Source organism: Pseudomonas sp. A34-9 (genome assembly GCF_029543085.1).
Classification (GTDB): Bacteria; Pseudomonadota; Gammaproteobacteria; order Pseudomonadales; family Pseudomonadaceae; genus Aquipseudomonas.
This window is the reverse complement of record NZ_CP119967.1, coordinates 2,018,351-2,032,567: the sequence shown is the minus strand read 5'-3', so window position 1 is coordinate 2,032,567 and position 14,217 is coordinate 2,018,351. Positions and strand designations below refer to the sequence as shown.

General features: G+C 58.5%; 11 protein-coding genes. 3 read left to right on the top strand and 8 right to left on the bottom strand.

Going from position 1 to position 14,217, the window contains the following annotated elements; genetic code table 11:
• Positions 1-25: 25 nt before the first annotated feature.
• The gene (locus tag P3G59_RS09110; RefSeq protein ID WP_064391179.1) at positions 26-679 is read left to right on the top strand and encodes an HAD family hydrolase; all 654 of its coding nucleotides are present in this window, start codon (positions 26-28) and stop codon (positions 677-679) included.
• A gap of 96 nt (positions 680-775) precedes the next feature.
• Here P3G59_RS09110 and P3G59_RS09105 read toward each other — a convergent pair whose 3' ends face one another.
• On the bottom strand, positions 776-1,738 hold the full coding sequence (locus P3G59_RS09105; RefSeq protein WP_277761284.1) for a zinc-binding dehydrogenase: 963 nt from the start codon (positions 1,736-1,738) through the stop codon (positions 776-778).
• 138 nt (positions 1,739-1,876) lie between these two features.
• Between P3G59_RS09105 and P3G59_RS09100 the strand changes: the two genes are divergently transcribed.
• Complete coding sequence (locus P3G59_RS09100) at positions 1,877-3,961, top strand: carboxy terminal-processing peptidase (protein WP_277761283.1); 2,085 nt, start codon at positions 1,877-1,879, stop codon at positions 3,959-3,961.
• 134 nt (positions 3,962-4,095) lie between these two features.
• Complete coding sequence (locus P3G59_RS09095) at positions 4,096-5,886, top strand: bifunctional diguanylate cyclase/phosphodiesterase (protein WP_277761282.1); 1,791 nt, start codon at positions 4,096-4,098, stop codon at positions 5,884-5,886.
• Between the two features lie 207 nt (positions 5,887-6,093).
• On the opposite strand, the gene P3G59_RS09090 is transcribed toward P3G59_RS09095, so the two are convergent.
• From P3G59_RS09090 to P3G59_RS09060, 7 genes are all read right to left on the bottom strand, one after another.
• Positions 6,094-6,465, bottom strand: coding sequence for a hypothetical protein (locus P3G59_RS09090; RefSeq protein WP_277761281.1), 372 nt, complete (start codon positions 6,463-6,465; stop codon positions 6,094-6,096).
• Positions 6,462-11,231, bottom strand: a complete 4,770-nt coding sequence (locus tag P3G59_RS09085; RefSeq protein ID WP_277761280.1) for an RHS repeat-associated core domain-containing protein — start codon at positions 11,229-11,231, stop codon at positions 6,462-6,464. Before P3G59_RS09085 ends, P3G59_RS09090 begins: the two co-directional genes overlap by 4 nt.
• Positions 11,232-11,472: 241 nt before the next feature.
• Positions 11,473-11,880 (bottom strand): sel1 repeat family protein, encoded by a 408-nt coding sequence (locus P3G59_RS09080; RefSeq protein WP_277761279.1) that lies wholly within the window; start codon positions 11,878-11,880, stop codon positions 11,473-11,475.
• Positions 11,881-12,252 (bottom strand): hypothetical protein, encoded by a 372-nt coding sequence (locus P3G59_RS09075; protein WP_003223109.1) that lies wholly within the window; start codon positions 12,250-12,252, stop codon positions 11,881-11,883.
• Positions 12,249-12,590: a helix-turn-helix transcriptional regulator gene (locus P3G59_RS09070; RefSeq protein ID WP_277761278.1), complete on the bottom strand. Its 342-nt coding sequence runs from the start codon at positions 12,588-12,590 to the stop codon at positions 12,249-12,251. The genes P3G59_RS09075 and P3G59_RS09070 overlap by 4 nt, the downstream gene beginning before the upstream one ends.
• Positions 12,591-12,702: 112 nt before the next feature.
• Positions 12,703-13,158, bottom strand: coding sequence for a YkvA family protein (locus P3G59_RS09065; protein WP_077571749.1), 456 nt, complete (start codon positions 13,156-13,158; stop codon positions 12,703-12,705).
• Positions 13,159-13,451: 293 nt separating this feature from the next.
• Positions 13,452-14,168, bottom strand: a complete 717-nt coding sequence (locus tag P3G59_RS09060; protein WP_007919751.1) for an FKBP-type peptidyl-prolyl cis-trans isomerase — start codon at positions 14,166-14,168, stop codon at positions 13,452-13,454.
• Positions 14,169-14,217 lie beyond the last annotated feature (49 nt).

Genomic DNA, 14,217 nt, shown 5'->3' with positions numbered 1-14,217 from the left:
TCGCAGCTGTTCTCGGAGAGAACTGATGGCCCTGGCAATTTTTGATCTGGACGAAACGTTGATCCACGGCGACTGCGCCACCCTCTGGAGCGAGCAGATGGGGCGCCTGGGCTGGGTCGATCCTGAATCGTTCATGCGCAAGAACAACGAACTGATGGACGCCTACAGCCATGGCAAATTGCGCATGGAAGACTACATGGAGTTCAGCCTCGAACCGCTCATCGGCCGCACGCCGGAAGAAGTTGAGCATCTGGTTGGCCCGTGGGTGGAAGACTTCATTGAGCCGATCATCTTCAGCGATGCCACCAAGACGATCGCCGCCCATCGCAAGGCGGGAGACCGGATTCTGGTGATCTCGGCGTCCGGCACGCACCTGGTCAAACCGATTGCCGATCGACTGGGCATTGATGAAATTCTCGGCATCGAACTTGAAGTCGCCCATGGCGTTTACAGCGGCCACACCGTCGGCACCCTGACCTACCGCGAAGGCAAGATCACCCGATTGCTGGAATGGCTGGATGCCGAGGAAGAAAATCTGGAAGGCGCGAGTTTCTATTCCGACTCACGCAATGATTTGCCGCTGTTGCTGAAGGTGGATTTTCCGCACGTGGTCAACCCGGATCCAGTGCTGCTTGAGCACGCCGAAAAAGCCGGCTGGCCAATTCATCTCTGGAAGTAAAAGCAAAAGATCGCAGCCTTCGGCAGCTCCTACAGGGTGTACACATTCCACTGTAGGAGCTGCCGAAGGCTGCGATCTTTTGATCTGGTCTTTCTTTCAGCTCAGACTGTCGTCAATCACCAACACCAGTTTCCCCGAAACGGTATTGCTCGCCAGCTCGGCAAACGCCGCCTCGGCGTCTTTCACCGGGAAAGCCTTGGCCAACTGCGGACTCATCCGCCCTTCGGCAAACAGCGGCCAGACATGCTGGCTCAGGTCGCTGAACAGATCCGCCTTGAACTGATCGTCACGGCTACGCAGTGTCGAGCCGAGCAACTGCACGCGCTTGGCCAACACCTGCGCCAGATCCAGTTTCGCCTCGCGACCGCCCATAAGCCCAATCAACACCCAACGCCCGTCCAGCGCCATCAACTTGAGGTTCAGCGCCGAATAATTGCCACCGACCGGATCGAGGATTACGTCGAACGGCCCGAAATCGCGCAGACTTTCCAGATCATCCGTGCGCACTACCCCGCCCTGCGCGCCCAGCGCCTCACAGTAGGCCAAACGCTCGGCCGAACCGACGCTGACCCAGCAGGGATTACCGAACGCCTTGCACAACTGAATGGCGGCTGAACCGATTCCACTTGCGCCGGCGTGCAAGAGAACTTTCTCACCCGGTTTGAGCGCCGCAAGTTGAAACACATTCAGCCAGACTGTTGCATAAACCTCGGGCAATGCCGCGGCCTCAATAAGTGAGACGCCTTCGGGAACCGGCAGCACGTGCCGCCCGTCGACGACCACCTCTTCGGCCATGCCACCCCCGGCCAGCAGGGCGCAAACCCGATCGCCGACCTGCCACGCACTGCCCGCGCCGACCTCGCTGATCACCCCGGAACACTCAAGACCGAGCACTTGGCTGGCCCCTGGCGGTGGCGGATAGAGCCCTGCTTTCTGTAATAAATCGGCGCGATTGAGGCCCGCTGCCGCCACTCGGATGCGGACTTGTCCTACATCGCACGTAGGACTCGGCTCTTCAACCCATGCCACTTGACCGTCAACGCCTTGCAATGCCTTCACAGTGCCTCCATAGTGAGTCTGGACTGAGCCCGAAGCTGTAGCGCCGGGCTTTTTGCATTATGCGACCGGCTCTCGTAGAACCGGCGACTTCAAAGACGGCCTAATATGCGTTATCAATTGTCCCCGCGTCGAATCAGCATGAAGCATTTGCTCCCCAGCACCGCCCTCGCTCTTTTCATCGGTATCGGTTTGTTGCCGGTGTCGGGCAATACATTCGCAGCCAACAGCTGGGACAAATTGCAGCCTGATCGCGATGAAGTCATCGCCAGCCTGAACGTCGTCGAGTTGCTCAAGCGTCATCACTACAGCAAGCCGCCGCTCGACGATGCGCGCTCGGTGATCATCTACGACAGCTACCTCAAGCTGCTGGATCCGTCGCGCAGCTACTTCATGGCCAGCGACATCACCGAATTCGACAAGTGGAAGACCCAGTTCGACGACTTCCTCAAAAGCGGCGACCTCAACGCCGGGTTCACCATCTACAAGCGCTATCTGGACCGCGTCAAGTCGCGTCTGGACTTCGCCCTTGGCGAGCTGAACAAAGGCGTCGACAAGATGGACTTCACCACCAAGGAAACCTTGCTGATCGATCGCAAGGACGCCCCTTGGCTCAAATCCACCGCTGAACTCGACGACCTGTGGCGCAAACGCGTCAAGGACGAAGTGCTGCGGATGAAGATCGCCGGCAAAGAGCCGAAGCAGATCCAGGAAACCCTGACCAAGCGCTACAAGAACCAGTTGGCGCGCCTGGACCAGACCCGTCCGGAAGACATCTTCCAGGCGTACATCAACACCTTCGCCATGTCGTACGATCCGCACACCAACTATCTGTCGCCGGATAACGCGGAAAACTTCGACATCAACATGAGCCTGTCCCTCGAGGGCATCGGTGCCGTGTTGCAGAGCGACAACGACCAGGTGAAAGTCGTGCGTCTGGTGCCGGCAGGCCCGGCCGACAAGACCAAACAAGTTGCCCCGGCTGACAAGATCATCGGCGTTGCCCAAGGCAACAAAGAAATGGTCGACGTGGTCGGCTGGCGTCTGGACGAAGTGGTCAAACTGATCCGTGGTCCGAAAGGCACCGTGGTGCGTCTGGAAGTGATTCCGGCCAGTAATGCCCCGAACGACCAGACCACCAAGATCGTGCCGATCACCCGTGAAGCGGTGAAGCTCGAAGACCAGGCCGTGAAAAAGTCCATCCTGAACCTGAAACAGGACGGCAAGGACTACAAGCTCGGCGTGATCGAGATTCCAGCCTTCTACCTCGACTTCAAGGCGTTCCGTGCCGGTGATCCGGACTACAAGAGCACCACCCGCGACGTCAAGAAGCTGCTCACCGAGCTGCAGAAAGACAAAGTCGATGGCGTGGTCATCGACCTGCGCAACAACGGCGGCGGTTCCCTGCAGGAGGCCACCGAGCTGACCAGCCTGTTCATCGACAAAGGCCCGACCGTACTCGTACGCAATGCCGATGGCCGTGTCGACGTACTCGAAGATGAAAACCCGGGCGCGTTCTACAAAGGTCCGATGGCACTCCTGGTCAACCGCTTGTCCGCCTCGGCTTCGGAGATTTTCGCCGGCGCCATGCAGGATTACCACCGCGCACTGATCATCGGTGGCCAGACCTTCGGTAAAGGCACCGTGCAGACCATTCAGCCGCTGAACCATGGCGAACTGAAACTGACCCTGGCCAAGTTCTACCGGGTTTCCGGTCAGAGCACCCAGCATCAGGGCGTGTTGCCGGACATCGACTACCCGTCGCTGATCGACACCAAGGAAATCGGCGAAAGCGCCCTGCCGGAAGCCATGCCGTGGGACACCATCCGCGCGGCCATCAAACCGGCGGCCGATCCGTTCAAGCCATACCTGGCTCAGCTCAAGTCCGAGCATGACACGCGCACCGCCAAAGATGCCGAGTTCGTGTTCATTCGTGACAAGCTGGCTCTGGCGCAGAAACTGATGGAAGAAAAAACCGTCAGCCTCAACGAAGCCGATCGTCGTGCCCAGCACGCCGACATCGACGCCAAACAGCTGACGATGGAAAACATCCGTCGCAAGGCCAAAGGCGAAGAGCCGCTCAAAGAGCTGAAGAAAGAAGACGACGACGCCCTCGCGGCCGCCGAGCCGGACAAGGTCAAACCAGAAGACGATGCCTACCTGAGCGAAACCGGGCGCGTATTGCTGGATTACCTGAAGCTGAGCAATCAGGTGGCCAAGAAGTAAGGTGATGGCAATTTAATGCTGACGATCCCCGGATCGTCATCAAACAGTCATCATTCTGTCGTGCAATAAAGGACTGGGAGCCACTCTCTTCATCGAGAGCGCTCCCAGTCCTTTTTTTATCGCCAGAGATTGCCATGACCACGACCGAACAGCTGAGTGCCTTGAGCTCGATCCTGACTCAAAGCGGATTACACAGCCTGTTCCAACCGATCATCTCTCTCTCCGAACGCCGCATTCTCGGCTACGAAGCCCTCACGCGCGGCCCTTCCAACAGCCCTCTTCACTCGCCGATCGCGCTGTTCGCTGTGGCACGTCAGGCCGGGCGATTGAGCGAACTGGAGATCGCCTGCCGGCAAAGCGCTTGCCGTCGCTTCAACGAACAGCAACTGCCGGGCAAACTGTTTCTCAACGTCTCGCCGGAATCCTTGCTTGAAGCCGCGCATCAACCGGGGCGCACGTTACAGTTGCTGCAGGATTTCGGCATTCCGCCGAGTCAGGTGGTCATCGAGCTGACCGAACAGACGCCCATCGACGATTTCCAGTTGCTGCAAACCGCCTTGCATCACTACCGGGCGATGGGGTTTTCCATTGCGCTGGATGATCTCGGTGCCGGCTATTCCAGCCTGCGGTTATGGTCGGAACTGCGCCCGGATTACGTGAAGATCGATCGGCACTTCATCGATGGCATTCATCAGGACGCGCTGAAGCGCGAGTTCGTCGGCTCGATCCTGCAAATCGCCAAAGCCTCTCGCGCGCAAGTCATCGCCGAAGGCATCGAGCTGCCGGAAGAACTCGCGGTGCTGACTGAAATGGGTGTCGATCTGGTGCAGGGTTACTTGCTCAGCCGTCCCCAAGAACATCCGCCCCGCGATGCCCGCGCCTTGATGCCCAAACACGACAGCAGTAGCGTTGCGCTGAACGACGAAGGCAGCGACCTCAGCGCCCTGCTCAACGACCAACCGGCCGTGCATCGCGACACACCCACCGCCAACGTACTGGAGGCTTTCCGCCGTCAGGCCAACCTCAACTCACTGGCGGTACTCGACGAACAAGGCCAACCCTGCGGCATCGTCCACCGCCATTCGTTGTCGGATGCCCTGCTCAAACCGTTCGCCACCGACCTGTTCGCGCGCAAACCGATCAGCCGTTTGATGAACGACGACTTCCTCGCCGTGGAAATGAGCCAGTCGCTGCAACAGGTCAGCCGCCTGATCACCAGCCGCGCCCGCCAGCGCATCGAGGAAGACTTCATCATCACCCTTAACGGAGGCTACCTGGGTCTTGGCCGGGTGATCGACGTGCTCAAACTGATCACCGAACTGAAGATCCAGCAGGCTCGGTATGCCAACCCGCTGACCTTGCTGCCGGGTAATGTGCCGATTCAGCAATGCCTGACGCGGTTGCTGCAGCAGGGGCGTGAGTCTGTCATTTGCTACGTCGACATCGACAGCTTCAAACCTTTCAACGATATCTACGGCTATGGGCGTGGTGACGAAGTGTTGCTGTGCCTGGCGCAATGCCTCAACGAACGCGTCGACCCAAGCCGCGACTTCGTCGGCCATATCGGCGGGGACGACTTCCTCCTCGTTCTTGGCCCGGAAGACTGGCGCAAACGACTCAATCAATTGCTTGATGATTTCCAGAGCCAATGCCGACGGTTCTACCGCCCCGAGCATCTTGAGGCTGGATGCTTCATCGCCCCGAATCGCCAGGGCGTGCGGCAGGAGTTTCCGCTTTTGTCACTGTCCATCGGCGTGGTGCATCTACACCCTGAGGCCTGCGCACAACTCGACGCCAGTCAACTCGCGGAAATGGCATCGCAGGCGAAGCATCATGCGAAGAATGTTCCCGGGTATAGCGTGCATGTGATTGATAGTCTCGCCGCTCCTGACCTCCATACCCCAAAACTTATGGGCCAACGCTGATATCCCAACACAACAAAATTTCTGTGGGAGCGGGCTTGCTCGCGAAGAAGTCAGTACAGACACTCTAGGTTCTGCTTCTAATGCCGACTACCACGTTTTTCAATACTTAAAGTTTTAGAGAACCAAATAGCAGATCTCGACCGAAGCAAAAAAACCTCAAAAAACCATAAAACAACTTCTTCGTAGATCCACCTTCCGCCTACAACCTCAACCATCATGCACTTCACTTGTTGAGCTTTCGACGTGATACCGAATCAAACAATCCAGCAATGTCTTCATGAACTTTTTAGGCTCAATTACATCATCATCAAAATAGGTTGTAATTCTTGAAAACACCTCATCAAAATCATCATCCAAGTCTAAAAAATAACGTAGCGTTTCAATACACCACTCCCTTTCAGGCGAGGTATAGATAAGAAACTCACCTTTCATAAATTCATCGAAAAGCTCAGTAAGCTCTTTCTCATCGTTGACATTCTTGGATACGATAAAACTCTCGCGCGCCTCATCACAAGGATAATCTATATCAAATATAAAAAGCAGACTACGCACAACATACATTTCTGGCTTGCGCTTCATTTTAGAAACTCCGTATAAGATGTAAAAGGCTGCCCTTGACTGTTTAAAACAACAACAGCGTGTGTCTGTCGCCCATAGATCACGCCTCCTTTTTTATACCCCTCTCCTATAATTTTACCCATATTCATGGGGTTTCTTGACGTCATCAAATCAGTGCGCCTGAAAATAAGTTGTGCACGATGAATGGCGTTTAACTGGTCTCTATGACTTAAAAAATGAGTAGCCGCACTGGGGACTTTGGGCTGCCCAGCTTTTTTCCCCTTGGTATAAACTTCAATAACTCCCGTTGTGGGATTTCGTCCAGTAACTGAACGTTCTTGCTGAGAAGCCAGCGTGGTCTGCTTGCCATGTTTTTCTAAAAAATGTGCGCCTTGTGAAGACTTCTCCATTTCATCCAAACGCCTATGAGCATTTTCCTCCGCTAACTCGTCAATCCTCGCCCTACGCTCCTGCACCGTCATCTTCGGCAGCGCTGGCTCACCCTCATCAACCTTAGCCCCACCAATCCCACCCGGCACCTCACACCCAGGCTTATTCGGTGGCGGACAGTTCGACGTCAACCCCAACGGATCCACCCACCCCGTCGGATTCGGCACGTACTGGTACTGATTCAACCCACCCGCCAACTTGACGGGATCCGGCGTCAGATACCGCCCCAGCCTCGGGTCGTAATACCGATGGCGGTTGTAATGCAGTCCGCTTTCGCCATCGAAATACTGCCCCTGAAAGCGCAGCGGCTGGTTCAGGTAGTCCTCGCCGGCCAGGGTCAGCGTGGCGACTTTGCCGTAGGCGTCGTATTGCGCGGACCAGGCGATGTCGCCGCTGTAGTCGGTGAGTTCCTGCGGGGTGCCGAGGTGGTCGAGTTGGTAGTAGAAGGGGCAGGCTTTTTGCGGACCTTTGCCGTCGAGCAACGCGAGGGGGCGAAAGGTGCCGGGTTCGTAGATGTAGCTGCGGTATTCGCGTTCGCTGCTTTCGGCGACGAGTTGGTCGCCTTGCCAGAAGAATTCGGTGGTTTCGCCGTCGACGGTTTTGCTGATGCGCCGGCCGAAGGCGTCGTAGCGATAACTGGCGGTCTGGCCGTCGGGGCGGGTCAGGCCGATCAGGCGGTGCTGGCAGTCGTAGCGGTATTCGGTGATGAGGGTTTGCGCGCGGCCGCGGCGTTCGTGGATCAGGTTGCCGAAGGCGTCGTAGTCGTAGTGGCGGTCGCCCTGCATCAGCAGGCGGTTGCCCTGGATCTGGCTTGGGCCGGGGCGGTCCTGCATCAGCAGGTTGCCGGCCGGATCATGGGCGAAGGATTCCGGCAGTTCGTCGCGCGAGTGGCGTACGCGGATGAGGCGGTCGAGGGCGTCGTAGCCGTAGGTGCGCTGGCCGTGGCGGCTGTCGGCGATGTGGGCGAGATTGCCGTTGGCGTTGTAGGCATAATCGCGGCGATACAGCGCAGCGCGCTGATGGCCTACGGCGTGGGCGAGTAATCGTCCCTGTTCGTCGTACGAATATTCGCTGAGCAGCAAACCCTGCTGGCGTTGCAGTTCGCGTCCGCACTGGTAGACGTGGCGGGTCAGCGGTGCGCCGTTGAGGTCGATGCCGGTCAGCGCGCCGCCCTTGGCGTGGTGGTAGTCGAGCAGACTGTTGTCCGGCAGGCGCATGCGCTTGAGCTGGCCGCAGGCGTCGTAGCGGTAGCGCAGAGTGCCCCAGCCCTGATGTTCGGTGATCAAGCGGTCCTGACGGTCGTACTCGAAGGCCAACGGATGTTGCTGGCCGTCGTCGACCCCAATCAAACGGCCGAGGCGGTCGTATTGATAAGAAACCTTGATGCCGTCGGGCAGGGTTTTGACCAGAAGACGCCCGGCCACATCGCGCACATACGCAGTAACTAATTGCGAGCCGTCATCACCGAACTCGGTCTTCTCCAGCAGATGGCCGTTGAGGTCGTAGGCGTACGCGGTACGGCGACCGTCAAAACCAACTTCCTGACGAATCAGCCCGGTCGGCGTGTAGTCCAGCCGATACTTTTCCCCCGATTCGTTTTCAATCTCGGTGAGCAGCAGTTGCGCATGGTCGTAGCGGTACTGCACCTGCGTGCCGTCGGGGTTGATCCGCCGCGAGACCAGATGCAGATCGTCGTCATATTCATAACGGGTGATGCGCCCCAGCTCATCACGCTCGGCGGTGACCTGACCGTAGGCGCCGTAGCTGTAGGCGCGGGTGCTGCCGGTAGGAAATGTCGTCTGAATCAGTCGGCCGACGGCGTCCCAATGCTGACGCGTGACCGCACCGTGTTCATCGGCGGTGGTGGTCCGCCGCCCCAGCGCATCGTAGGAAAAACGCCGTACGCCACCGTCGGGCAGCGTTTCTTCGGTCAACTGGCCAAGGCTATTCCAGACCAGCCGATGCCGACTGCTGTCCGGGTAGCGGATCGACAGCAACTGGCCCCGAGTGTCGTAGTAGTAATGGGTGACCTGACCCTCGGGGTCGACCGCTTCGGTGATATCGCCTTCGGCATTGCGCCGGTAGATCCACACCGCGTCGCCACGCGAGCGTTTGTGCAGGAAACCGTTGCGATACTCGTAGGACGTGGGCGCTTCATCCGGTGGAATCAGCGCGATCAGTCGTCCGACCTCGTCGTAGCGGTATTCGGTGATCGCGCCTAACGCATCCTGCTCGGCGATCAAGCGCCCCGCGTCGTCATAGGCTTTGAGCTGCTCACCGCCATCCGCCTCGACCTTGCGCACCAGCCGCGCACGCTCGTCGTGAACGTAAACCTCTTCGGTGCCGTCGACGTAATGCACCGCGACACTGCCGTCATCGTTCCAGACGTAGCGCGTGTCCATCTGCGAAAACGACGCCCAGTGGCGTACACAACGCGCAGCCGTGCCGGAACGCTCCCACTCCCAAAAGAAACTCGCGCCGCCAGCGAGTTGCCGCTGCAGGATCACGTGGGCGTCGTCGTAGTCGTAGCGCTCGCTGTCACCGACGGCATTGGTCGCCTCGATCAGGTGCTGATAAGCGTCGTAGCGGTAACTGACCAGCGCTTGTTCGGTGCTCCAGGCACCATCGCGAAACACCTGGTAATCGACACCCAGCAACTGCGTCCGCTCATACCGCAACAGCAGCGAACGCCCGGCGCCGTTGTCCAGTCGCTGCACCCGGTCAGACCGATCGCGCTGCACCGTCAGACGGTTGCCATAGGCATCACTGATCGCCGTCAGCCGCCCCGCACGAAAGTGATAGAACCGCGCCGTTTCACCGGCCAGCGCGAGGATCAGCTCTTCCGGCTCATCACCCAGAAAGATCGCCGCCCGCGACAGGCTGTTGTGGATCGCCGGTCGCTCGCTACTCGGTAACGGAAAGCGAGTGCGGCGGTTTTCATGGTCGACCCAGACAACAAAGTCGCCCTCAAACGCCAGCCGATGCGCCAGCGAATGACTCCAGCCAAACCCCAGTCCAACATCGATCTCGACGGCGCTGGAGCGATACAACCGAGTGAACTCAAACGGCAACACGCCATCGAGCACCGCATCGGTCAGGGTCAGCAATTCCTCACCGGTGACCATCGACACCGGGCAACCGTTGGTGCAAGTCAGCGGCACGCAATCGGCGCTGTCGCCGTTGGGGTTTTTCGCCTGATCCGGCGAATCGTCGTGATGCTCGTCTTTCTTCAGCAAGGTGTTGCGCTGCGCATCCCAGCGCAATTGCATCCGGCCCTTTCTCACCCCGGCGGCGATGCCACGGGCGGCAACGGTTTTGTATTGATCGACGTATTTGATGAACCCTTCGACGATGCCGAACATCGCCTTCACCAGACGTTTCACCGCCGACAGCAATTGAACGGCGCGGTCCGCCAGACGCAGCGTCAGATAAGCGATGCCTGCACCACCACTGACGAACGTCAAAACGACGCTGATCAGCACATCGATGAGCAATTGCACCATCATCATCGACGCCGCTTCAGCGGTTTTGCCGGCGACTTCGCTGGGCGGGAGCATCTCCAGCCAAAGGCTGGCAGTGCGCAGTAATAAACACAGTGCTGCTTCGTCACTGACCAGCAGTTGCAGCTTCTCCATGACCTCGGGCGCAGTTTTCGCCAGTTCGATCAGATCCGCCGCGCCACTGCCCAAGCGCTCAGCAAACTTGCCGGGATCCTTGAGAATGTCCGAGAGCAAACCGATGCTGTCCCACACCCCCTCGATGGCGGCCCAGCTCCCGGCGAGCATGCCGTTGCCCACCGCCGTCACCACCGACTGCGACCACTGCGGCTTGAAACCCTGCCATTCACTGCGCAGCCAGCCATCCAGCACAGCGGTCAGGCCGTTATAGGCTTTGAAAAGATCCTCGACCTGATCCGGAGTGACATCGCCGTGCACCAGCACCCGGTAGAACTTGCCAGGTATTCCGTTGAATGAGCCCTTGCCTTGCGCATCAAGGGTGATGGGCGTGGTTTCGCCACCGTCCATGGCGATCACATCGACCACGATGTTGCCGAGCGGGATGTCGTACACCGACTCGAATTTGCTTTCGATCAGCATCGGGCCGCTCTCGGGGCACTGCACGACTCCGGAGAAAAATTCGTTGTCGCTGCTGCTGACGGCAGTGCTGGCGGAACCGAAGCGAATGATCCGCTCCATGCCCATCAGCGACGGCAGATCTGCAGCGTGACTGACCTCGTCCGCCGCGCGACTGGCCCAATGCTTGAGCTGTTCGCGGTAAAGGCTGAGGGTGTCGGGAAAGCTGTCGAGTGCTTGCTCGATGCGAGTGACGGCTTCCATCAGCGCACGCGAGTGTGCGAAGTGGACTGAATAAGCGGGTCAAACATGAGCGTTCCCTCGCGCAAAAAAATTAGGCGCGGGAACTGTGCGGGGGATCAATCAGGAAAGAAGTCAGGCAAGTAGGCGATGACTGTAGGACTTATCTGTAAAGCGTCGACAAGAAATAAACATGTGCGCGAAAACGCAAACGCGGCGTGAGGAAAACCTCACGCCGCGTTTATTTGAGCGGACATAAATGGATTTACAGTGTTGAGTCGCCAGCGCTCAGCTCTTTCAATTTGAGCTCAGCCAACGGGTGCCCGGCCTTGGCAGCCATGTTCCACCAGCGGGCGGCTTCGACAGGGTCCGGCGATTTGCCTGGTGTCCCGGCCAGGCTGATCACGCCGACCTGATAAGCCGCTTTGCCATCGCCGGCCAATGCCGCAAGACGCAACAGTCGCACGCCTTCTTCCCGCGCGCCCAGGCCGACACCGCGAAAGGTCAGGATGTGCCCATAGAAGCTCTGCGCGCCGACATCGCCAAGGTTGGCCATGCGCGCAAACTGACCTTCGAGCCAGCGCCAGCCACGCGGTTGTCGAACGAACCATGACCAGTGAAACAGCCTGCGGGCCAGCCAGTAACTGGCCCGCGCCTTGAGTCGTAAAAACACTCAGGCCTCCGCCGATTCCGGGTACTCGTATTCGAAAACGCGAACGACTTCCGAGGCATGCCAAGAGGCTGCGGCAACGCCATCGGACGGCCCGGAAAAACGCCCCAGACGTTCAACGCACTCAAAGAAACCGGTGCGCGGCAAACGACTGGCGCCCTGGCTGATCACCAGCGAGCTGCGCAACGGTTGTTCGGCTTTGGCGTCGAGTGCCGCCAGATGTTCAAGCGCGGCGGTCAAGGTTTGCATTGCCGGTGTCGGCAATTGCAACCGCTCGAGCAGCGCCCGATAGGTCAGCAGATGGCGCTGCCGGCGCGCCTGATCCAGTTCTCCCAGCAATCCGTCCCAATGTTGACGACTGATGCGTACGCTCACGATTCATCCCTCCACCCTGGCACCGTCAGTTCCCAGGCCAGGCTGCGGCGAATCGCGGCGTCGGGCTGACGCTCACCACTTTCGATCATGGCCAGATAAGACGGGCTGATGCCTACCGTGCGGGCCAGCGCCTCAATGGCGATGCCCTTCCCTTCGCGCAAACTGCGTAGTTGATCCAGACCTGGAAGAATCGGGTCTGGTGTCGCCGCGAGCGGCGTGGGGGCCGGACGCGACGGTGTTTCGTTGATGCCTGCTGCTTTTAGTAGAGCCTGATACTGAGCCCACGGCAGAACCGCGTATTCGGGTTCGCCATCGCGTGCAATTATCTGAATATCCATGACTACCCCGTAGGACAACAACACTTAGCGAGTCGGCACTTTTCCCTAGAAGTGTAATCCTAACAGCGGCCAAGGTCGCGGGGGGTATCTATCTACAGGAAGACTTAATGAATCAGGGCTTTTTCGGCCCCTGAAGTTGCAGTTGCTCGGGGGTATCCGGCAGGCGTTCGACGACTGCCAGTTTTTCCGGCTGTTGACGATTGCGCCACAAGCGAAAAGCATTGAGCTCATCGTCGAGGGTTTTCATCAGCCAGGCGAGAACCGCGATGTCGTCGAGCATGCCGAACACGGGGATAAAATCCGGAATCGCATCCACCGGGCTGAGGAAGTACATCAAACCCGCCACGACCGAAACCAGTGCCTTGCCGCTGATGGCCCGATACTCGCCGCGCCAGTAGGCCAGGCACAGTGCCTGGAGCAAACGTAAATCGTCCTTGAGTTTACCAAGGCGATTGCCTTGCGCGGCGCCTTTGCTGGCGACCGCAAACAATAAGGTCGGCAAACGTCCACGCGCCAGCAGGCGGCCGGCCAAGGGCAGGAATCGAGCGAAATTCCACGGAGCTTTCATCTATTCCTCCCGTTGAAATGTTATCCACACAAATTGTGGATAACCTTGTGAACAGAGCTGCATTTCAGCGCTGCAAGCCCCGTTTCATAAGGGCTGCGCTCAGATCGGGCGTTTTTTACTCACATAAAAAACACCAATATTTCATTGACTTGGCTGCTCAGGGCGGCTAGCGCGGGCAGCCTCACTGGCTATGACTCTCCCGACCGCCATCGGTTCGCTCTGTTTACCCTTGCCAGACTCCAGATGCAACAACGCCCCGCATAAGCGAGGCGTTGTTGTCGAGCCGTTACCGATTACTTGGCAGCAGCAGCTTCTTTGGCTGGATCCTTGATGGCCAGCAGTTCCAGGTCGAAGACCAGAACCGAGTTGGCCGGGATTGCCGGGCTTGGCGACTGGGCGCCGTAAGCCAGATCGCTAGGGATGTACAGTTTGTACTTCTCGCCAACGTGCATCAGCTGCAGACCTTCAACCCAACCCGGAATCACGCCGCTCACTGGCAGATCGATCGGGCTGCCGCGCTCGACGGAGCTGTCGAATACGGTGCCGTTGGTCAGCTTGCCGGTGTAGTGAACAGTCACTACGTCAGTCGGCTTAGGCTGTGGGCCGTCGGCTTTCTTGACCACTTCGTACTGCAGACCCGAAGCAGTGGTCGTTACACCCGCCTTCTTGCCGTTTTCTTCGAGGAATTTCTTGCCGGCGGCTGCCGACTCTTCGCTCATCTTGGCCATGCGCTCTTCAGCACGCTTTTGCAGCGCGGCGAAGGCTTCGACCAGTTCTTCGTCTTTCAGCTTCTGTTCTTTCTTGCCGACGGCATCTTCGATGCCCTGGGCTACCGCTTTGGAGTCCAGATCATCCATGCCTTCCTGAGCCAGGCTCTTGCCCATGTTCAGGCCGATACCGTAGGAAGCTTTTTGCGCCGGGGTTTTCAGCTCTACGCTGGTCTGCGAATCACAACCCGCGAGGACCAGGCTAACCAGGGCAACCGCCGCCGCCAACCGATGCTGTTTCATGCTATTTCCTTGTTCATGCGCCGAAAGGGCAATCGAGTAAAGCCGCGAG